At 73.6% G+C, this 22456-nt stretch carries 9 protein-coding genes; 8 read left to right on the top strand and 1 reads right to left on the bottom strand.

From position 1 onward, the window contains the following. Positions 1-180: 180 nt before the first annotated feature. The 3 genes from BLU95_RS44925 to BLU95_RS03005 are packed head-to-tail and all read left to right on the top strand — an operon-like array spanning position 181 to position 11963. Positions 181-10794 carry a LamG-like jellyroll fold domain-containing protein gene (locus BLU95_RS44925; protein ID WP_286158615.1) on the top strand — a complete coding sequence of 3538 codons (10614 nt, stop codon included), beginning with the start codon at positions 181-183 and terminating at the stop codon, positions 10792-10794. Positions 10795-10816: 22 nt separating this feature from the next. Beyond that, complete coding sequence (locus BLU95_RS03010; protein ID WP_093858552.1) at positions 10817-11398, top strand: SMI1/KNR4 family protein; 582 nt, start codon at positions 10817-10819, stop codon at positions 11396-11398. A 22-nt stretch (positions 11399-11420) separates the two neighbouring features. After that, positions 11421-11963, top strand: a complete 543-nt coding sequence (locus BLU95_RS03005; RefSeq protein WP_093858551.1) for an isochorismatase family protein — start codon at positions 11421-11423, stop codon at positions 11961-11963. An 80-nt stretch (positions 11964-12043) separates the two neighbouring features. Here BLU95_RS03005 and BLU95_RS03000 read toward each other — a convergent pair whose 3' ends face one another. Next, positions 12044-13426, bottom strand: coding sequence for a histidine-type phosphatase (locus tag BLU95_RS03000; protein WP_231978238.1), 1383 nt, complete (start codon positions 13424-13426; stop codon positions 12044-12046). Between the two features lie 277 nt (positions 13427-13703). Between BLU95_RS03000 and BLU95_RS02995 the strand changes: the two genes are divergently transcribed. The 5 genes from BLU95_RS02995 (at position 13704) to BLU95_RS41240 (ending at position 22454) form a co-directional block, all read left to right on the top strand. Continuing rightward, positions 13704-15371, top strand: a complete 1668-nt coding sequence (locus tag BLU95_RS02995; protein ID WP_093858550.1) for a protein kinase domain-containing protein — start codon at positions 13704-13706, stop codon at positions 15369-15371. Positions 15372-15642: 271 nt separating this feature from the next. Continuing rightward, the gene (locus tag BLU95_RS02990; protein WP_159424740.1) at positions 15643-17871 is read left to right on the top strand and encodes an FUSC family protein; all 2229 of its coding nucleotides are present in this window, start codon (positions 15643-15645) and stop codon (positions 17869-17871) included. A gap of 244 nt (positions 17872-18115) precedes the next feature. Then, a complete protein-coding gene (locus BLU95_RS02985; protein ID WP_093858548.1) occupies positions 18116-18574 on the top strand; it encodes a hypothetical protein in 459 nt (152 codons plus the stop codon). Between the two features lie 1009 nt (positions 18575-19583). Next, a complete protein-coding gene (gene lanKC / locus BLU95_RS02980) occupies positions 19584-22169 on the top strand; it encodes a class III lanthionine synthetase LanKC (protein ID WP_093858547.1) in 2586 nt (861 codons plus the stop codon). Positions 22170-22316: 147 nt separating this feature from the next. Next, positions 22317-22454 (top strand): SapB/AmfS family lanthipeptide, encoded by a 138-nt coding sequence (locus tag BLU95_RS41240; RefSeq protein ID WP_107452462.1) that lies wholly within the window; start codon positions 22317-22319, stop codon positions 22452-22454. Positions 22455-22456: the final 2 nt, after the last annotated feature.

Genomic DNA, 22456 nt, shown 5'->3' with positions numbered 1-22456 from the left:
CGGAACAGTTCCCTCCGTCCGTGGGCGATACATGACGCTTGAGCGTCCGATGCACCGTTTCCCCCTGTGATACCGGTCACCTTCGTGCCGGTTCGGGTCCGATCGGCCTTCTCAGCCGGAACACCGGTCCGATATATCTCTGCCCGATCTTCAGTACGAGTCGGGGGAATTCTTTCGGTGTTGGCACTGCGTCGTTGCCTTGCGCTGCTCATCTGCACGGTGCTCACTGTGCTCGCCGCCGCCAGCGGGGCGAGCGCCGTCGCACCGCCACCCGTCGTGGCCGCAGCCCCCGATCCGGGGGCACTGCCCAAGCAGGTCGGCTCCGACGCGGCCGGGCGGCCGAGCGAGGTACCGGCCGAGCTCACCGGTGCGGGCGCCGACGGCGGCCGCACCGGGCACGAGGCAGCCGCCGGTGAACTCGCCCCGGAGGACCCGACCCCGACCCCCGCTGTTCCTGCCGCGGCCCCCGCGCCGGTGGCGCCGCCGAAGGCCGAGGTCGTGCCGGCCCCCGACGTCCCGGCCAAGCCCACCGAAGGATTCAACCCGGCCCGGAGCACCGAGGTCGTCGACAAGCGCGCCGAGCAGGAGCGCACCTTCCGCAACACCGACGGTACCTACACCACCCGGTACTACCCGGCCCCGGTCAACTTCCGTCGGTCCGACGGGTCCTGGGTGGCCATCGACACCACCCTGCTGCCCACCGGCACGGCCTCCCTCGGTCGCGCCGCCCCCACCCAGGACGGCTGGACCACCACCTCCGGCGAACAGCGGCTCGACTTCGCGCTGACCGCCGACCACGACCCGCTGGTCCGACTGAGCCTCGGCGACGGGCTCTCGGTCGGCTACGCCCTCCAGGGCGCCGCCGCCGTGCCGGGCACCGCGGAGGGCAGCACGATCACCTACCCCGGTGCCGTCCCGCACGCGGACGTCACGTTCCGTGCCGGCAGCGACTCCTTCAAGGAGACGCTGGTGCTCAAGAACGCCGACGCCCCCACCGAGTGGGTCTTCCCGCTGCGCCTCCAGGGGCTGAACGCCGCCCTCGACCCGAACGGCGCCCTGCAGTTCACCGACGCCGCGGGCACCGTCCGCGGCCGGATGCCGGCCGGCTGGATGGAGGACTCCCACCAGGCCCCCGACTCCGGCGGGCAGGGCGTCGTCTCCAGCGGCGTGACGTACGAGCTGGTACCGGTCGGCGACGGCGTGGCGCTCAAGGTGAAGCTCGACCAGGACTGGCTGCGCGCGCCCGAGCGGGTCTTCCCCGTCATCGTGGATCCCTCGGTCTCCCGGGTGAAGGCGGTCGAGAGCACCTACGTGCTCTCCCCGAACAACGCGGACTTCTCCTCCGACACCCTCCTCAAGGTCGGCACCTACAACGGTGGCGGAAACCGGGCGGCGGCCTTCCTGAAGTTCAACGGCCTGGAGAACACGCTGCGCAACGCCACCGTGCTCAGCGCCAAGCTCGCGCTCTACAACAGCTGGTCCTACTCCTGCAACGCCCGGCCGGTGACCGTCCACCCGGTGACCTCCAACTGGTCGCAGGGTTCGGTCCGCACGTGGCCCGGCCCGTCGATCGGCGGCGCCCTGGTGTCGAAGAGCTTCGCCCACGGCTGGCACGCCGAGGGCAGCAGCACCTGGGCCTGCGCCCCCGACTGGGAGACCATCGACCTCGGGGAGGAGGGCAAGAACCTCGTCAACCGCTGGACGCACGGCTGGCAGGCCAACTACGGGCTCGCCGTCAAGGCCGACGACTGGGACTCCTACGGCTGGAAGAAGTTCGCCAGCGAGAACGACGGCCCGGGCGCGCCCAGCCTCGACATCACCTGGTCCAAGTACGGCGCCGACTACGACCTGTACGGCTGGGTCCAGCCGGTCACCGCCACCCAGGAAGGCATCTTCCGCATCCGGGCCTGGAACCGCGGCCAGGACACCTGGACGCCGTCCAGCAACTACAAGATGTCGTACCTGCTCTTCGACGAGTGGGGCAACAACATCACCAACTACGGGACGAACATCGCCTGGACCTCCGTCTCGGCCGACACCCCGACCCACGCCGGCAACATCTTCGACGCGCACATCCGCACGCTGCCCCAGGGGACGTACACCATCGCCTGGACGATGGACGACTTCGGGCACAGCAACTTCTACGCGGACACCGGCATACCCCCGCTGACCATCCGGTTCTCCTCGGTCAACATCCCTCCCGTGCTGACCGGCATGGCCCCGCTCTCGCACTCCGTGGTCCGCCACCTCCAGCCGACGCTCACCGCCGAGGGCACCGACGCCGACCACGCCCCGCGTTCCACCGTCGACTACCGCTTCACCGTCTGCCGGGTGGAGGGACAGAAGAACGACGTCGGCTGCCAGCAGTCCGCCTGGCAGCCCTCCGGTGCCTTCGTGGTGCCCGACGGATGGCTGAAGTGGAACGAGCAGTACGCCTGGTACGCCGAGGTCGGTGACGGCGCGGCGGCCAGCCCGACCTCCCAGCCCGCCTTCTTCCGCACCGTCGTCCCGCAGCCGACCCAGTACACCACCGCGGCCGACGCCGGCCGCGACATCAACGCGGCGGCGGGCAACTACGCCACCGCCGCCACCGACGCGACGCTGCCCACCGTCGGTCCCGAGCTGTCCGTCACCCGCAGCTACAACTCCCTGGACCCGCGTACCGACGGGGCCTTCGGCGCCGGCTGGACCAGCCGCTGGGACATGCGGATCGATGTCGAGGCCAGCAGCTGGCTCTCCTTGCCCGGGAACGTGCTGCTCACCGCCTCCAACGGCTCGCGCGCCAGGTTCGCCTGGGACGCCGCCGCGAAGGCCTACGTCGCGGGCCCCGGACAGGCCGCCGAACTGCGCAAGCAGGACGGCGGCGGCTGGACGCTGACCGACCGGACCGGCAGCGTGCACACCTTCGACGCCGCCGGTCGCCTGGTCCGCACGGCCGACGCCGCCGGGCACGCCCAGGAGATCTCCTACACCGCCGGTCGACTCGCCCGTGCCAAGGACGTGCTGTCCGGGCGGGCCCTCGACTTCACCTGGACCGGCGGCCACATCACCTCGGTGACCGCCTCCGGCGCCACCGGCAGCTGGACGTACGTCTACACCGGCGACCGTCTCACCAAGGTCTGCCCGCCCGGTGTGGCCACCACCGCCACCACCGGGTGCACCGGCTACGAATACGCCGACGGTTCGCGCTACCGCTCCGCCGTCCTGGACGCCGGACCGGTCGGCTACTGGAGGCTCGGCGCGGCCGACGGCACCGGCATCGCCAACGAGGCCCAGATCGCCGACCGGGCCCCGGCCCGAGCCTCCGACGTGACCTTCGACCCGCTCGGAGCACCCGGCAGCACCGGTGACGGCTCCACCGTCTTCCCCGGCCGGGCCGGCTCCTTCGTCGAGTTGCCGAGGAAGACCGTCAGCGCCTCGACCTCCCGGTCGGTCGAGCTCTGGTTCCGCACCTCCGCGCCCGGCGTGATCCTCTCCTACGCCAACAAGGAGATGGGCCAGTCGCCCTGGCACTACACCCCCGCGCTCTACGTCGACGCCAACGGCAGGCTGCGGGCCGAGTTCTGGCAGGGCGGGCCGAGTCCGATCACCTCCACCGCCCCGGTCACCGACAACACCTGGCACCACGTGGTGCTTTCCTCGGCCGTGACCACCCAGGCGCTGTTCCTCGACGGACGCCAGGTCGGCACGCTGGCCGGCACCGTCGACCACCTCGACCAGGAGCTCACCTACCTCGGCAACGGCTACACCCCCGGCTGGCCGGACGCGCCCGCGCAGACCGCCTTCACCGGTCAGATCGACGAAGTCGCCTTCTACGACTACCCGGTGACCGAACAGGTCGCGGCGGCGCACGCCGCGCTGCGCACCCCGGCCGCCCAGCTCACCAAGGTGACACTGCCCTCAGGCCGGACCACCGCCCGGATCGCCTACAACGCCGCGACCGAGCGCGTCGCCACCGTCACCGACGGGGCGGGCAGCACCTGGAAGGTCTCCGAGCCCGCGTACACCGGCGGCTCGTTCCTCTACAGCAACGCCGTGAAGGCCTCCGACCCGGCCGGTTACTGGCGGCTGGGCGAGCGTGAGGGCGCCGTCGCCGCCGGCGAGGTCGGCACCGGCACGGCGGGCAGCTACAGCAGCGGCGTCGGCCTCCGGGCCCCGGGCGTCTTCTCACCCGCCGACGACACCGCGGTGCGTTTCTCGGGTGGTGCGCAGTCGCAGGTGGAGGTGCCGGAGGGGGTGTTGCACGGTTCGAAGGACGTGGCCGTGGAGTTGTGGTTCAGCACGCAGAAGCCGGGTGTGCTGGTGGGTGACCAGTCGTTGACGATGGAGGGTGCGCCGGGTGCGGGGGTGGACTGGGCGCCGATTCTGTATGTGGGTTCGGACAACAGGTTGTACGGGCACTTCTACGGTGGTGACGGGATCGTCAGTGCCGGTGCGGTGACCGATGGTGGTTGGCACCATGTGGTCCTGTCGGCGGAGGGGGCGAGGCACTCGCTCTATCTGGACGGTGCGCTGGTCGGTGTGTCGACGTCGGGTGCGGTGGACCACCAGCGCAATGTGCACACCTATCTGGGGGCGGGGTTCGCGAAGGGCTGGGCCGCGGCGCCGGCGGATGTCAGCCGTTTCACGGGCAGCATCGACGAGGCCGCGATCTACCAGCACCCCCTGAGCGCGGCCGACGTGGTCGCGCACTACCGCGCGCGCAGTGCCCAGGTCACCGGCCAGGGGATCGGCTACCGCGGCGCGGTGGCCGCCGACTCGCCGGCCGGCTTCTGGAGGCTCGACGAGGCCGCCGGTCCCCGCGCCGCGAGCGAGGTCGCGGCCACCCGGGGCGACGGCACGTACGGCTCCGGTGCGCAGCCCGGCGGCCCTGGCGTGTTCGGCCCCGGGGACGGTACGGCGGTGCGTTTCTCGGGTGGTGCGCAGTCGCAGGTGGAGGTGCCGGAGGGGGTGTTGCACGGTTCGAAGGACGTGGCCGTGGAGTTGTGGTTCAGCACGCAGAAGCCGGGTGTGCTGGTGGGTGACCAGTCGTTGACGATGGAGGGTGCGCCGGGTGCGGGGGTGGACTGGGCGCCGATTCTGTATGTGGGTTCGGACAACAGGTTGTACGGGCACTTCTACGGTGGTGACGGGATCGTCAGTGCCGGTGCGGTGACCGATGGTGGTTGGCACCATGTGGTCCTGTCGGCGGAGGGGGCGAGGCACTCGCTCTATCTGGACGGTGCGCTGGTCGGTGTGTCGACGTCGGGTGCGGTGGACCACCAGCGCAATGTGCACACCTATCTGGGGGCGGGGTTCGCGAAGGGCTGGGCCGCGGCGCCGGCGGATGTCAGCCGTTTCACGGGCAGCATCGACGAGGCCGCGATCTACCAGCACCCCCTGAGCGCCGATCGTGTCGCCGCCCACTACCAGGCCCGCTCGCTCTCCGCCGCGACCATGCTCGCCTCCCGGGTGACCGTCACCGACCCGGCCGGCGCAACTGCCACCGACGTCTACGACGCCCAGCGCGGCCTGCGCCTCATCTCGCGCACCGACACCACCGGCGCCACCACCACCTACGGATACGACACCGGCGGCTACCTGCACACCGTCACCGACCCCAACGGCCACAGCACCATCACCGGCCAGGACGCCCGCGGCAACACCGTCTCCCGGACGACCTGCCGTGACCTCGACTCCTGCTGGACCGGCTACACCACCTACTACCTCAACAAGGACAACGACAAGGACCCCCGCAACGACAAGCCGATCGAGACCCGCGACCCCCGCTCCACCGGCCCCGCGGACAACCGCTACCGGACGGCCATCGGCTACACGGCGCTCGGCCTGCCGGAAACCACGACCCTGCCCGACGGCCGGGTCTCCCGGACGACCTACACCACCGGCACCGAGCCCGCCACCGGTGGCGGCCTCACCCCGGCCGGCCTGGTGGCGAGCGAGGTGAGCCCCTCCGGCGCCACCACCGGCTACGCCTACTTCGCCTCCGGCGACCTCGCCGGCAGCACGGCCCCGTCCGGCCTGCGCACCGGCTACACCTACGACGCCATGGGTCGGCGCATCACCGAGACCCAGTACTCGGATGCCCAGCCGGGGGGAGTGACCACCACCTTCGACCACGACCCGCTGTCCCGGGTCGTCACCGAGACCGGCGTCCGCACCACCGACGCCGTCTCCGGCACCGCCCACCAGCTGCGCATCACCCGGACCTTCGACGAGGACGGCCGCCTGCTGACCGTGACCGGAGCGGACCTGCTGGGCGGTGACCGGCCGCGCACCACCAGCACCGGCTACGACGCGGCGGGCCGCCCGGCCACGACCACCGATGCCGAGGGAGGAGTGACCAAGTACGGCTACGACGCACTCGGCCGCACCACCTCGGTGACCGATCCGCTCGGCCAGGTCACCCGCTCGACCTACACCGCCCGGGGCCAACTGGCCACCACGGTGGCCGAGGGATGGAACGGTGACGGAAAGGCCGCCCGCGACCTCACCACCGAGTCGCGCGCCTACGACCCCGCCGGGCGGCTCGCTTCGGTGACCGACGCCATGGGCGCCACCACCGCGTACACCTACTACGACGACGGCCTGCCGGCCACCGTCACCGCCCGGTCCGTCACCCGGTCCGACGGCACCACGCACCCGGTCGTGCTGGAGAGCGCCGAGTACGACGGCGCCGGACACCTCGTCAGGCAGGTGACCGCCGGTGGCCGCACGACCGTGCACACCGTCGACGCCGCCGGGCGGACCGTCACCACGGTGGCCGACCCCGGCGGTCTGGACCGCACCGTCAGCTACGGCTACGACGCCGACGACCACGTGACCTCGGCGACGGCCAAGGCCGGCGCCACCGTGAATCAGCTCGCCACCTCCGCTTACGACGCCGCCGGCCGGCTGGTCCGGACCGAGTCGTCCTCCAGCGCGGGCGGACCGACCGCCGTCACCACACACACGTACGACCAGCGCGGCCTGCTGCTCACCAGCACCTCGCCGAACGGCAACGGTCCCGGCGCTGACCCGGCCGCGTACACGACCGCCTACCGGTACGACGAACTCGGCCGACTCGTCACGGAGCTGCAGCCCGCGGTCTCCGCGGAAAGCGGCGGACAGCCCGCGACCGTCGTCCGTCCGACCACGGTGACCGGCTACAACACCTTCGGTGACAAGGTCTCCGGCACCGACCCGCTCGGCCGCACCACTGCCCTGACGGTCGACCGGCTGGGCCGGGTCACCGAGAGCCGGCTCCCCGGCTACACCCCGCCGGGCGGAACGGTGCTCAATCCGGTCGCCCGAACCGAGTACGACGCGCTGTCCCGGGTCACCGCCTCCGTCGACCCGGCCGGGCGCCGGACCATCTTTGGCTACGACCGGTTCGGGCACCAGCTCCAGCGCACCGACCCCAACTCCGCCGGTGGCCTCCAGCCGCCCGTCGACGACAACCCGCCCGTCTGGAAGGCGACCTGGACGCCCACCGGTCTCCAGCTCTCCGCCACCGACCCGACCGGCGCCCGCACCGAGTCCACCTACGACGAGCTCGGCCGCCGGCTGACCGGCACCGTGGTCGAGCGAAAGCCCACCCTGCTGAACCTCACCACCCGCTACGGCTGGGACGACGCCGGCAACCAGACCGCGGTCACCAGCCCCGGGGGCAGCATCAGCACGGCCACCTACAACGCCGCCGGCCAGCCCACCAGCGGCACCGACGCGGCGGGCCGGGTCACCCGCACCGAGTACGACGCGCTCGGACGCGTCACCCGCACCGTCGCACCGCTCGGCGAGTCCGTGGTGACCGGCTACGACGCGCTCGGCAACGCCGTCCGCAGCTCCGACGTCGACCCGGCGGGCACCGTCCTGCGCACCCGGCAGAGCGGCTACGACCTCGAAGGCCGGATGACCAGCACCACCAGCCCTGCCACCGGCGCGACGGCCACCCTCGGCTACGACGCCGGGGGCCGGCTGGTCCGCCAGGTGGAGCCGGTGGCGACGGGTCAGACGATCACGACCACCTACGGCTACGACGCCGCCGACCACCGCACCCGCTTCACCGACGGCAAGGGCAACACCACCACCTACACCTACACGCCCTGGGACCTTCCCGAGTCGACCGTCGAGCCCGCCACCGCTGCCCACCCGGCAGCCGCCGACCGGACCTGGACCACCGTCTACGACATCGCCGGGCGGGCCGTCCGCGCCACCGAGCCCGGTGGGATCGTCCGCACCAGCACCTACGACCCGATGGGCAGGCTGACCGGGGAGACCGGCACAGGGGGCGAGGCCGCCACCGAGGCCAGGACCATCCAGTACGACAAGGCCGGGCGGACGGTGCTCACCAACGGCAACGGCATCAGCTCGCAGGACTACTCCTACAACGACCGAGGTCAGCTGATCGAGGCCCGGATCTCCGGCGTCGACCAGTCCTGGGGCTACGACAAGGACGGCCGGCTCACCGACCGCTGGGACAGCAGGACCGGCTGGGCGGCCTTCGGCTACAAGGCGGACGGCCAGTTGGCCTGGTCCTCCGACCAGTTGAGCGGCGCCCAGCTCTGGTACGGCTACGACGGCGACGGCCGTCGCAGCATCCAGTACTACGCGACGAAGAACCCCGCCGACCCGGCCGCCGAGTTCCGGGCCACCTCGGGCCGCTACCTGAGCTACGACCCGCTCGGCCGTCTCGCCGCCGACCGTGTCGTCCAGGAGGGCAACGGCTATCCGACGATCACCGGCACCGCTTACGAGTACGACCTCGACGACCGGCTGACCCGCCGTACCGAGAGCGCCACGGGCACCACTCCGGCGGCCGACAACCGCTACGGCTACGACCAGGCCGGCCGGTTGACCTCCTGGACCAACGGCCCCTCCAGCACCGGGTACACCTGGGACGCGGCCGGTAACCGCACCGGGAACGGGACGGCGACGGCCGTCTACGACGAGCGCAACCGACTGCTCTCCGACGGCACCAGTACCTACCGCTACACCGCGCGCGGCACCCTCGCCGCGACGACCACGGCCGGCACCGACCTCACCCGGACGTACGACGCCTTCGACCGCCTGGTCGGCGAGGGCCAGACCACCTACCAGTACGACGGCCTGGACCGCGTCGTCCGCCGCGGCACCGCCGTCTTCTCCTACGACGGAGGCACCAACAACCTCATCTCCGACGGCACCTGGCGCTACGGCCGCGACAGCGACGGCACCCTGGTGACCGCCGCCGACGCCGCCGGCCCCCGGCGGGTGCGCACCGACCGGCACACCGACGTGACGGCCACGCTCGACGTGACGGGCACCGCGATCGGCTCCAGCACCACCTACGATCCCTTCGGCAAGCCGCTGGCGCGGACCGGGACCGGCACCAGCCTCGGCTACCAGAGCGGGTGGACCGACCCGGCGAGTGGCGAGGTCAACATGCACGCCCGCTGGTACCTGCCGGGCACCGGCGGCTTCGCCAGCCGCGACTCCTGGGACCTCGACCCCAGCGACGGCTCCGCCCAGGCCAACCGCTACGGCTATGCCAACGGGGACCCGCTGGACGGCACCGACCCCACCGGCCACCTCTGCGTCACCCCGGCCCCCAACATGGCCTGCATCACGGTCTTCCCCGACATCAGCCTCGGCGGCGTCGACAAGGCCATCACCGGCGGCAGCAAGTTCGTCGTCAAGCAGGGCGGCAAGAACGGTGGCAAGGCCCTGAAGTTCGGCGGCCGGCTGCTGGGCCCCATCGGCCGGATCATCTCGATCATCTCCGACGCCGAGCCGCTCGGCGACGACTCCTGCACCGGCCGCTACGGCATGAGCTGCGCCGACTACTTCGGTCGGCCCACGACGGTGGACCGCACCGACGACCGAAACGAGCGGCGCTGCCAGCGCCAGTGGTGGCGCCAGGAGTGCGGCGGCGACGGCGTGCCGCCCACCACGACACCGACCGGCACCGGTACCGGGGCAGGCGGTGGTGGCGGTGGCGGCGGTGGTGGCGGTGGCACCTGCATCAGCTGCAAGCGGGTCGTCCTGCCACGCGCTCCCGAGCCCCGGCCCATCCCCGACCGGCCCGCCCCGCTGCCGGACTGGAAGGCCCCGGACTTCGCCCAGTTGCTGATGAACCTCACCGCCGTCTACCTGGCCGACGAGCTCACCCGTCTGCTCGGCCTCGACCCGACCCACTTCGCGCCCACCGAGCAGGACCGGACCGCCCTGTGGCCCGTCCCCGACTCGGTGCCGGGCGGAAAGAACAAGGGCCGCACCCGTGAGGACGACAAGTGCGACGACGGACCGGGCACCAGCGAGACCGGGCACGCCGTCTTCATGCCGCGCCAGCGCTACTACGACAACCACCTCCAGCGCTCCGAGTGCCGGGCCACCCGGGTGTTCGCGATGCTGGACGGGTCGGACTACTGCAAGGGCCGCAACTGCCCCGGCGTCAACACCAACGGCTCCACCCGGCCGCCCGGCATGACCGAGATCGAGGCCGAGCCGGGGAACCCGAAGGCGGCCAACGGACACCTGATCCCGGCGGCCGCCAAGGGCTCGGGCATCGACCTGCGCAACCTGGTGGCGATCTACGAGAAGACCAACACGCCGTACCTGAGCAGCGGCGTCGAACGGGACATCGTCCAGGCCATCAAGAAGGGCAAGCACGTCGCCGTGTCGGTGGAACCCACCTACCGCAGCGCCAACACCGGGGTGGTGGAGTCGCTTGAATACAATTACTTCATCCTGGAGGACAAGGTCTTCAAGCACTGCGTGATCACCCAGACCCCGACCGGTGGCAGCACCAAGGGGACGAGCAACTGCCCCAAGACGTAGGGGCGGCGACAGGAGTCGACAGATGGACGAGCACCTCACCCGGCTGTACGCCGTCCTCGGCCCGGCCTCCGGGCCGGGCGCCGCGGCCGAGGACTGGCAGCGCCTGGAGGCCGAGCTGGGCGTGGACCTGCCGGCCGACCTCAAGGTCCTCACCGACCGTTACGCGCCGGTGCGGCTGAACGGGTCCGTCCATCTGTCGAACCCCTCCACGGAGGTCAACGGACTCGGCCACTACATCCGCGAGACCGTCGAGGTGTACCGGGACTGCGAGTTCACCGAGGAGAACTTCCCCGGATTCGCCGAACCACTGGGCTTCGGCGGCCCCGACGGCCTGATCCCGATCACCGGCACCCCGCACGGCGAGCACGTCTTCCTGCACCGGGACCGGGCGGCCGGCGCCTGGTCGGTGGTGGTCTACGTCGGCGCCGACGACGAGTTCTACCGGTACCCGATGAGCTTCGCCGAATGGCTCCGCCGCTACCTGGACGGCGAGTCCGTGGCCGGCCCGAACAGCGAGCAGGTCGTCCCCGGTCCGGTCCGCATCGAGGATCTCCCCGCCGGGCCCGGCGCCACGCCCACCGAGCGCCTGGGGCCGCCGCGTTGACGGCTGGGCTAGGGTGACGGGCATGCCGGACACCGCGCTGCTCGTCGTCGATCTGCAGAGCGCCCTGCTGGTCGGGGCCCACGACGCGGAGGGCTGTCTCGTCCGCGTCGCCGCACTGGCCGGGCGTGCCCGCGCGGCCGGTGCGCCGGTGGTCTACCTGCGCCAACGGGTGGACCACCCGGATGTGCCGGCCGACCTGCTGGAGGTCCATCCGGCGGTGGCCCCGCACCCGGGCGACACCGTGCTGGAGAAGGACAGCGCCGACTCCTTCCTGGGCACCTCCCTCGACGAACTCCTGCGCGGGCGGGGCGTCCGGCGGGTGGTCCTCACCGGCTACGCCACCGAGTACTGCGTCGACTCCACCGGCCGCAGCGCACTCTCGCACGGCTACGACCTGGTCCTCGCCGCCGACGGCCACACCACGCCCACCCGCCCCGCCGACAGCCCGCTGCCCGCCGCCGCCCAGGTCGTGGTCCACCACAACGCGCTCTTCGCGACGATCCTCTACGCCGGGCGCACGGTCCGGGTCCTTCCGGCGGCGGAGATCGACTTCACGACCCGGTAGCCACGGCCGGGCCACCCGGGCCGGGCCGCGGCCGGGTCGCCCCGGCCGCGGCGGCTCCGTCCCTCCCGGGGGACGGCGGGTCAGGAGTGCGCGAGGCAGTGCTTGAGCTCGTCGAGCGGGTAGAAGTAACTGCCCTTGGCGACCGGGCGGCAGGAGGACTTGAAGGCCGTCTCCTTCTCGTTGTAGAGCATGCGCACCAGGTAGGCGGCCGGGCGGCCGTCGGCGGGAGTGTCGGCGAACAGGTCCCACTGGATGTTCGCGCCCATCGGCGCGACCTCGGCGCCGCGCCACGGGTTGTTCCGGTAGGTGTACGGCTCGTCCGGGTCGGCCTGCTCGGTGCTGCCGGGGAGGCCCAGCAGCACGGCGAGCGGCTCGATCTCCTCGGCGTGGGTGAACCGCAGCACCGCGCCGTCACCGCTGGTGCCCGCGGCCCTGGCCCCGGCCCGGGCCAGCAGGTCGTCCAGCAGGACACCGGCCATCCGGTAGGTGATGGTGCGTCCGCTGAAGGCCGGTCCCGACTGGTAGAACTCCTCGGCGTCGTCCAGGTAGGCGAGCCGGCGGGCGTCGTCCTGGGTCAGGAACGGCGTCAGGTCGACGCCCGGCGCCTCCACGCTCAGGTCCGGCGCCGCACTGTAGAGCGCGTGCAGGGAACGGGCGAAGGCGATCTGCTCCTCGGTGGACATCGCCCCGGCGAAGCCCGCGCGGAACAGTCGCCCGACCGCGTGCCGGGCCGCCCGGGCGGTGCCCGGCTGCTGCTCGACGCCGGAGAGGACCGCGGCGAGGTCAGGGTCGCTCGCCAGGTACGCCTGGTAGTCCGCGTTCTGCGGCTGCTTGTGGAAGTACAGCAGGATCTTGTCGGTGACGGGAGCCTTGATGGTGCCCGCCAGCGCCGGGTCCCCGGCCGTCAGGCCGGCGGTGAAGGCACCGGCGCTCGCCACCGCGCGGGCCACGCCCGAGGTCTCCACCACGACCGGCCGCCGGTCGGCCGCGATCGACCGGAACAGCGACGGCAGCCGCTGCTCCATCCGCAGCGCCGTCTGCCGCTGCTCGTCGGCGCCGCGGGCGGAGAGGTTGCCGAAGCCGAGCGTCGAGGCCGCCGTCAGCAGTGTCCGCACCTGCGGGGCCAGCCGCGCGCCGAGGTCGGTCAGGGCGCCCTGCTGCTGCGCCCGGTCGAGCACGGCGAGCACCGCCTCGCCGTCCTCGCCGTCGGACATGGCGCGGGAGCCGTGGCGGGCCACGTTCTCGGTGAAGACCGGGGCGAAGCCCTTCGGCACCTTCTGGTAGTGCCCGGGCCGGCCCTGCGGCTCGTACGGGGCCTTGGTGCCGTAGAGGTCGCGGTCGACCCGCGAGACGCCGGACCGGTCGTGGGCGGCGGCGGTGCCCGCGGTGAACAGCACTCCGGCGGCCAGGGAGGCGGTCATGGAGACGGCCACGGCGACGGACAGGGGGGCGGTGCGCTTCACGGCGACCCTTCGGGTGGATGTCGGGTGGGTTCCGGGACCGCCGGTCGGCAGGTCCGGACCGCCGCACGGTGCCACGCCCCCGGGAAGTGCGGTCGACGCCCCGTCATGGTCCCGGTGAAGGAAGCCTGAACGCCGGACGGCGCGGCCGGCGCCGGGAGCCGCCGCGGTGCGGCCGGCCGGAACGTGCCGCCGATCCTCGGATTCGCCTCCGCACGCGTCGCGTCGATGGGATCATGTCGCTCCCGACCCAGGCCCGCCGTACCCGTGAGGACCGTTGATGAAGCCGCTGTCCGCCGCCGACCCGCGCGAGGTCGGACCGTACCGTCTGCTCGCCCGCCTGGGCGGCGGCGGAATGGGGCGGGTCTTCCTCGGCCGCTCGCCCGGCGGGCTGACCGTCGCGGTGAAGCTGGTCCGCCCCGAACTGGCCGAGGACGCGCGGTTCCGGCGGCGGTTCGCCCAGGAGATCGAGGCCGCCCGGCGCGTCGGCGGGTTCTACACCGCCCAGGTGGTGGACGCCGACGCCGAGGCCGACCCGCCGTGGATGGTCACCTCCTACATCCCCGGCCCCTCGCTGGGGGAGGTGGTGGCCCGGCACGGCGCGCTGCCCGTCGCGACGGTCGCCGTGCTCGGCGCCGGCCTGGCGGAGGGGCTGGCCGCGATCCACGCCCGCTCCCTGGTGCACCGGGACCTCAAACCCGGCAACGTCGTGCTCGCCGAGGACGGCCCGCGCGTGATCGACTTCGGGATCGCCCGCGCCCTGGACGCCACTTCCGGCCTCACCGGTACCACCGTGATCGGCACCCCCGGCTTCATGTCCCCCGAGCAGATCCTCCGGAACCCGGCCACCCCGGCGAGCGACGTGTTCAGCCTGGGTGCGGTGCTCGCCCACGCGGCCACCGGCCGCCCGCCGTTCGGTGAGGGTCCGACCGAGGCCGTCGTGTACCACGTCGTCCACGAGGAGCCCGACCTCGAGGGCCTGCCGCCGGCCCTCGCACCGCTGGTCCGGGCCTGCCTGGCCAAGGACCCGGGCCAGCGCCCCGGCGTCGCCGAGGTGCTGACCCGCTGCGCCGCCGCCTCCGCCGCGCCCGCCACCGTCTGGCTGCCGCCGGACGTGACCGCGATGATCGTCGAACAGGTGCGCCGCACGTCCGAGTTGACCACCGCCGTGCTCCCCCCTGGGCCGACCCTGGTGGATCCGCGGGAACCCGCCGGGGATCCGCCCGCCCCCGAGCCGGCCCTGGCTCCGCTCGCGGCCCGGGTGGGCGAGCTGAAGGCCGGCTACGCGACGGTCACGCTGCCCTGGATACCCGGCGAGACCGGCGGGATGAAGCGCACCGTCGTCGTCCGCTGGCTCAAGCAGGTCGGGGACACGGTCGAGAAGGGCGACCCGCTGCTGGAGGTCGCCTCGGGCCGGGGCGACGTCGTCGTCACCGCCCCGCACGGCGGCATGCTCTACGCCGTCCACCGTCGGGCCGGGACGACCGCCCGCACCGGCTCGGTGATCGCCGGCATCGGCTCCCCGACGGCCACCCTGCCGAGGCCCCGCGCGGTGCGCCACGCGCTGACCGCGCTGCGCCGCACCGCGTACACCCTCGGCGTGCTGCTCGTCCTGGGGCTGATCGCCGGGTCCGTCGCCGTGTTCAGCCCGCTGTTCGAGGACGAGGTGACCGCGGCCCGGCCCGGTGACTGCGTGGGCAAGGAGATCCTCAAGCGGGGCGATCGGCTCGACGTCGACCGGCCGAAGTGGCTCACCGCGCCCTGCGGCCTGCTGTCGGTGCGCGGTCCCGTGCGGGACGAGCCGGGCGACCAGTACTTCACCGTGCTCGCCCGGTTGGACGCGCCCGCGACCACCACCTGTGAGCAGGTCGTCCCGGACTGGGCCACCGGTACCGGGAAGCTCTCGCAGGACTTCGGCGCCGTGGTGCTCTGCCTGCGCGAGCGCTGAACCCGGCGGTCCGCGTTCCGGTCCGCGTTCCCGTCCGCCGCCTTCCCACCCGGTCCGCGTTCCGGCCCGCGTTCCCGTGCTCCGGCCTTCGCACCCGGTCCGCGTTCCGCCCCGCGTTCCAGCCCCCGCGCTCCGGCTGCGGCCCGTCCGCTTCCGTTCCCGCTGCGGAGCGGCCGGGCGGCGTCCTACGGTGAAGGGGTCCGACCCGTTCCCGGCGGCGGCCTCCCGCGCCGGGGCGGCCCACCCCACGCGGACACGGGAGCGAGGTGCGATGCGCCGATCGCGGGGGCGCGCGGAGCAGCCGCGGCGGGTTCGCCCCGCCCCGGCGGTGGTGCACCGCGCCGTCCGGGTCACCGCCGCGGCCTGCGCCGGGTTCTACCTCTTCCGCTACGGCCTGGACCGCCCGGTGGCGGCCACCTACGCGCTGTTCGCGGCCGTCGCCCTCGGGGTGCTGGCCCGGGTCGAGGGCGCCGCGCTGACCCGGGCCCGGACGATCCTGTGGACGCTGCCGTGCGCCTGGGCGCTGGTCTGCCTCGGCACCGTCCTGGCGGTGCACTCCTGGGCGGCCGCCCTGGGCATGGTGGCGGTCGGCTTCGCGGTGTCCTACGGCTCGGTCGGCGGTCCCCGGATGGTGGGACTGGCCAACGGCCTCCAGCTCCTCTACATCCTCCCGTGCTTCCCGCCCTACGCCCCCGACACCCTGTCGCAGCGGCTGCTCGGCGTGACGGCCGGGATGCTGCTGCTCGCCGCCGCCGAACGGCTGCTGTGGCCGGAGCCGGCACCGCCGGACTACCGGGGCAGGCTGTCGCGCGCGGCCCTCGCCCTGGCGGAGCTGGCGGACCTCGCCGCCGACGCCTGCGCGGGCCGGGCGGCGCCCCCCGGTGCCGTCACCGCGGCCGCCGACCGGGCCCGCGCGGGCCTGGACGACCTGAGGTTCAGCCGGGTCCCGGTGATGGAGCGCCCCGCCGGGGCCGGCGCCGTGGACCGCGCCCTCACCCACTGCGCTGCCGCCCTCCGGTACACCGGCCCGCAACTCCTGCGGATCCTCCGGCTCGCCCGGCCGTACCCCGGCGCGGCCCGGCTGACCGCCGTCACCGCGCAGGCGCTGCGCGCGGCCGCCGCGGGGTTGCCGCGGGCGGGCCCGGTCCCGGACACCGGCGTCGTCGAGCGCGAGCTCGCCGCCTTCGACACCGCCCGCACCGCCGTGCCGGACAGCACCGATGACGCCGGTCACGCCGGTCATGTCGGTGGCACCGACCACGCCGCCGGCACCGGGTACGCCGATCGCACCGACCGTGTCCGGCCCGCGCTCGGCACCGCCGCCCTGGACTCCGCCGAGGGTGCCCGCTTCGTCGTCCGGGCGGTGCGGGTCGGCCGGCGGGCACCGCTGCCGCCCGACGAGACGCCCGCGGACCAGCGGCCCGGACCGTTCTGGTACGCCTACGACCCGGCCCCGCTGCTGTGGTGGCGCCGGTTCCGCGCCAACCTCACCCCGCGCTCGGTCGCCTTCCGCAACGCCCTGCGCACCGCGGGCGCCCTGGGCGCGGCCCGGCTGCTGGCCGGGGGCCTGGACCTGTCGCACGGCTTCTGGGTGCTGCTCGCCACGCTCACCCTGATGCGCACCAGCGCCGCCGACACCCGGACGACCCTGCGCCCCGCACTGGTCGGGACGGCCCTCGGCGCCGCGGCGACGGCCGCCGTGCTGCTGGTGGTGGGGGAGCACCCGCTGGTCTACGCCCTCGCGCTGCCGCCGGTGATGCTGATCGCCTTCAGCGCCGGACCGGCGCTCGGGCCGGCCTGGGGCCAGGGACTGTTCACCCTGGTGGTCGCCCTCGTCTTCACCCAGCTGGCGCCCGCGAGCTGGCGGCTGGCGGAGGCGCGGGTGGTCAACGTCGCCACCGGCGCGGCGATCGGCCTCCTCGCCGGGCTCTGCGCCTGGCCGCGGGGCGGCGCCCAGGACCTGCGCCGACGCACCGCCGGTCTGCTGGAGGAGAGCGCGGACGCGGTGCGCGAGACGGTCGCCGTACTGACCGGCACCGGCCGCCCGGGCGGGGCGCTGCGCCGGGCCCGCCGCTCCACCCTGCTCACCGAGGCGATGTACGCCCAGTACCGCTGCGAACGGCACGACCCGGCCGCGGACGGCCCCAACTGGCAGGCGGCTGTCCTGGCCGGGCAGCACGCCGTCCGGGGCGCCGAACCGCTGCTGGCCCGGATCCCGCCCGGGACGGCGGTGCCCCACCGGGGCGGGGCGCGGGCGCTGCTGCGCCACGCGGACGACGTCGTGGCGGCGTTCCGCCGCCAGGCGGCGGCGCTGCGGGCCCGCGAGCCGGCGGGCGCCGCACAGCCCGCCGTGGCCCGGGCGCGAGCCGCGCTGGTGGCCGAACTCGACGGCACGCCCGGGCCCGGGGCCGACGGACGGGTGTCGCTGCACGCGGTGGACGTGGCGGTGTGGCTCGCGGGGCTGCTCGACGACCTCCAGCAGATCCACGAGCCCGGCTGAGCGGGACTCTGCGCATTCCTACAATCCCCCGGCGGTGGCGGTGGCCTAGGGTTCCGGTCGAAAGCTCCTCGTGACGACGTGGCGCGGCACCGTCGCCCCCCACGGAGTCGGGGACGCCCGGAACGGCGTCCCCGGTCCGGCGCCGGTGCCCTGTGCCGCCGCGTTGTCGCCGCCGCTTCCCCGGCGCACCTGTGAGCGTCCTCCGGCCGGAGGACGCCGCGCGTGAGAGGGAAGAGGATCACGTATGACCGGCAAGAAGTTCCGCCGCGCGGCTGCTGTCCTGGGCCTGCTGGCCCTGCCCGTCGCGGTGGCCGCGCCGGCCGCCGCGACGGCTCCGTCGAAGGCCGCCGCCCCGTCCGGCCCCGGCTACCGCGTCACCTGTTCGAGCAGCCATTTCTACTGGTGCGACCAGGTCTCCTCCACCGGCACCGTGGCGGACCTGAAGATCCTCAACAATTCGGAGACCGGGGGCCACGACGTGGCCTACATCGACTTCCACACCAACCACTGCGGCCAGAACCTCTGGATCCTGACGTCCAACGGCAGCGGCGGTTGGAACTGGGAAGGAGTGGTCGCGGACACGAACGTCTGGGCGGACAGGTGCGACATCCCCACCCAGATCAGGTCCGACGCCGGCGTCCTGATCAAGCTCGCCGTCTACAACTACGACACCGGCGCGTACATGTACACCAACGCGCACTGATCCGGAACGCTTCGGCGGCCCCCGGGCACGCGGGCGCGGGACGAGAAGTCCCGCGCTCCGGCCCGGGGGCCGCTGTCATTGCTGCGGGAGCCCGCGCGGACGGGGCCCGATGGACGGAAGGTTCGGCCGGGGCCGGACTTGTGCGAACGAGTCATTCCGATGAGCCGGTCCGATGGTCAAGGAAGAACAAAGTTCAGGGGCCACCGAAATACTCCTGAAATAGAACAGAAATATGATCAACTCGATCGTGTTCGGTTCCGTCCGATGAAATGACCGATTCGTCGAGCCGTGGTGGACCGGCCGCGTACGGGTCGTCCGCCGGGAGTGCGCCGGGGGCTTTCGGGTACGGAGCGAAGCCGGCTCCCGGTCGGGCGCCGAACCGATCGCCTTCGGATCGTCCCAGCCCGGCGGCCGGTCGACGGCTGTCCCCCGGGCGGAGCGCGGTCGTCGCAGGGGGAGCGTTCGCGTACCTCCGTCCGCCGGACGGTGGCCGGGGAACGGAGGCCGGCCGGACCGGGTGGCGCGCGGCGGCGCGCCCTCCGTCGGAAATGCGACCGAGCGCGAGCCGGGGGCATTGCGCGCGGTCCCCGGCCCGAACATGCGCTGTTGCGGAGAATTCGTGGCGGCTCCACTATTCGGAGGGCCTCACCGCGATACCGGATTCCGACCGCCGGGGCCGCTCCCGATCCGCACGAACCAGGACGACCGCGATTTCCCCCGGGCCGGCCCGGTCTCCGCATTCACCGCCCCGCCGTCACCGGGGCGTCACGCCGCACCGCGACTCCGTCCCTCCGCGCCGGGCACCACGGCCCGCCGGACGGCCGCGTCCCACCGGGTCCCACCGCGTCCGCTCCACCACGCTCTCCCGCCGTGCCCGCGGCACGCCGTGCTCCGCCGCGCACCGTACGACGCCCTGTCCGTGCCACCCGCCCTGTCCGTGCCACCCGCCCCGTCCGTGCCACCCGCACCGCCCGCCCGTTCCGGCTCCGCCACCAGGAGGAGGGTTCCGTTGGACAACCGCTACGAGGCCTACGCCTACGCCGACCCGCTGTTCTACGACTCGCCCCGGCGCTGGGGAGCGCAGGAGGAGTTCGCCGCCGTGACCCGGCCGCTGCCCGAGGGCTGGGAGCGCGGGGACCTGGAGATGTGGGCCGTGGTGCGTCCGGCGGGCGTGCGGATCCCGGACCAGGGCTGGAAGATCCACGTCTCCGCGTGCCTCGGCACCGCGGAGGAGGTGCTCGAGACCGTCCACTCCTTCTGTCTGCGGGAGCGCGTCACCTTCAAGTTCCTGCGCGGACTGCCCATCCTCCAGGTGCAGAACTCCAAGTACGCGCCCCGCGGCTCCAGCGGGAAGTTCTGCACCCTCTACCCGGTCGACGACGCCGAGCTGGAACGCTGTCTGGACGGGCTCGGCACGCTGCTGGCCGGTCACAAGGGCGCGTACATCCTCAGCGACCTGCGCTGGAAGGACGGGCCGCTGTACCTGAGGTACGGCGGGTTCGCCGAACGCTACTGCCGCAACGACGCCGGGGAACTCGTCCTGGCCCTGGCCGGACCGGACGGCCGGCTGGTGCCCGACGTGCGCGGGGCCGCGTTCTCGGTGCCGGCCTGGGCGCCGGTGCCGGAGTGCATCGCCGCGGCGGTCGCGGAGCGCGCGGCACCGCAGGAGACCGGACTCCCCTACACCGTCGAGCGGGTCCTGCACTTCTCCAACGCCGGCGGCGTCTACCTGGCCCGCGACGGGAAGGACGGGCCGCAGCTGGTGCTCAAGGAGGCCCGTCCGTTCGCCGGGCTGGACCAGCGCGGCGTCGACGCCGTGACCCGGCTGCGCAACGAGCACGCCGTCCTGGCCCGGCTGGCCGGCGTCCCCGGGGTGCCCCGGGAGCACGGGTTGCTGACGGCCTGGGAGCACGAGTTCCTGGTCCAGGAGTACGTCGCCGGGCAGTCCCTGAGCGAGTGGCTGACGGCCCGCTACCCGCTGATCCACCCCGACGCCGACGAGGAAGCCGTCGCCGAGTACACCCGCGACGCCCTGGCCGTGGTCGACCAGGTGGAGCGGGCGGTGGCCGGGATCCACGACCGCGGCGTCGTCTTCGGGGACCTCCACCCGCGCAACGTGGTCGTCCGGCCGGACGGCGAGCTCTGCCTGATCGACTTCGAACTCGCCAGCACCGTCGACGACTTCCTGCGCCCCGCACTGGGAGCCGCCGGCTTCACCGCACCGCCCGGCCACACCGGGACGGGCGTGGACCGGTACGCGCTGGCGGCACTGCGACTGTGGCTCTTCTTCCCGCTGGTCCAGCTCACCGCCCTCGACGCCGACAAGGCGTGGCAGCTCGCGGACGCCGTCGAGCGCCGCTTCCCGGTGCCGCCCGGCTACACCGACGACATCCGCCGCCTGCTCGGCCGCACCCCCGACGACGGGCGCACGCCCCGTCCGGAACTGTCCGAGGGCCGTGCCGAGACCCGCGCGCTGCTGGAGGCGCCGGTCGCCGACTGGCCGGCGATCCGCGACTCGCTCGCCGCCGGAATCGCCGCGGCCGCCACTCCCGAACGCTCCGACCGCCTCTTCCCGGGCGACATCGCCCAGTTCACCCAGGGTGGGCTCGGCCTGGCGCACGGCGCGGCCGGGGTGCTCTACGCCCTGCACAGCACCGGGGCCGAGGTCGACCCCGCGCACGTGCGGTGGCTGGCCGACGCCGCCCTCGAACGCCGCCCGGCACCCGGCCTGTACCACGGCGGCCACGGCGTCGCGTACGTCCTGGACCTGCTGGGGGAGCGCCGGCGGGCGTCGGAACTGCTGCACCGGCTCGGCGGGCACACCGCCGACGGCGATTCGGCCCCGGCACCGACGCTGGCCTCCGGCGGGCCCGGGATCGCCCTCGCCCTGCTGCACTTCGCCCGGGCCACCGGTGACGAGCGGCTGCTGGAGCAGGCCCTGAACGCGGCCGGTGCCGCCGCGGCCGCCTGGGAGAAGCACGGGGGCGGTGCGGCCGGACTGCTGGCCGGTGCCTCGGGAGCCGCGCTCGCGCTGGTCCGGCTGTACGAACACACCGGTGACCGCACCCTGCTCGACCGTGCCGAGGCCCTGCTCGAGCTCGACCTCGCCCGTTGCGTCGAGGTGAGCGACGGCACCCTCCAGGTGGTCGACCGGCGCCGGGTCCTGCCCTACGTCGAGACCGGCAGCGCCGGGATCGGGATCGCCCTCGCCGCGGTGCTCCGCCACCGGCCCGACAGTGCCGCAGCCGAACGGCAGGTGCTGATCCGCCGGGCCGCCGAACCGGAGTTCGTGATCCAGTCGGGCCTGTTCAACGGACGGGCCGGACTCCTCGGCTACCTCGCCCTGACCGGCGACCGCGCCGCCGAGGGCCCGGGGAACGGGGACGGCGGCGGGCTGCTCGACCGGCACCGGGCGCTGCTGGCGCTCCACCAGGTGCCCTACCGGGGCCGCCTCGCCTTCCCCGGCGACCAGCTGCTGCGGCTCTCCACGGACCTGGCGACCGGTTCGGCCGGGGTGCTGCTGGCCCTGGGCACGGCGCTCGCGGGCACCCCGTTCCTCCCGTTCACCGGACCGGCCGCCACCGCGCCCAGCTGACCGGGCCCCACCGACCGCACGTCCCGCCACCCGCCGAAGGGCCCGCCCGGCCCACCGGCACCCGCGAGCGCGCCGCCACGCGTGCGCGCCGCCACAGACCCCCGGCCGTCCGGCCGGGTGATCCACCGCGAAGTGAAGGAGACCATCATGGCGATCCTCGACCTCCAGACCATGGAGCTGCCCGAGACCGAGGCGGCCCCGATCGACGACACCCTCGCGAGCACCAGCTCGCTGAGCGTGCTGAACTGCGGCACCAGCACGGTCAGCACGCTCATCTGCCTCTGACC

The organism is Streptomyces sp. TLI_053, from assembly GCF_900105395.1.
Taxonomy (GTDB): domain Bacteria; phylum Actinomycetota; class Actinomycetes; order Streptomycetales; family Streptomycetaceae; genus Kitasatospora.
Note: the sequence above shows the minus strand (reverse complement) of the source record. Positions and strands in the feature narration are given on the sequence as shown.

Coding starts and splice junctions, on each gene's coding strand:
- BLU95_RS03010 (WP_093858552.1), top strand. CDS start 10,817: ATGGACGAGCACCTCACCCGGCTGTACGCCGTCCTCGGCCCGGCCTCC.
- BLU95_RS02990 (WP_159424740.1), top strand. CDS start 15,643: ATGCGCCGATCGCGGGGGCGCGCGGAGCAGCCGCGGCGGGTTCGCCCC.
- BLU95_RS03005 (WP_093858551.1), top strand. CDS start 11,421: ATGCCGGACACCGCGCTGCTCGTCGTCGATCTGCAGAGCGCCCTGCTG.
- BLU95_RS02995 (WP_093858550.1), top strand. CDS start 13,704: ATGAAGCCGCTGTCCGCCGCCGACCCGCGCGAGGTCGGACCGTACCGT.
- BLU95_RS41240 (WP_107452462.1), top strand. CDS start 22,317: ATGGCGATCCTCGACCTCCAGACCATGGAGCTGCCCGAGACCGAGGCG.
- BLU95_RS02985 (WP_093858548.1), top strand. CDS start 18,116: ATGACCGGCAAGAAGTTCCGCCGCGCGGCTGCTGTCCTGGGCCTGCTG.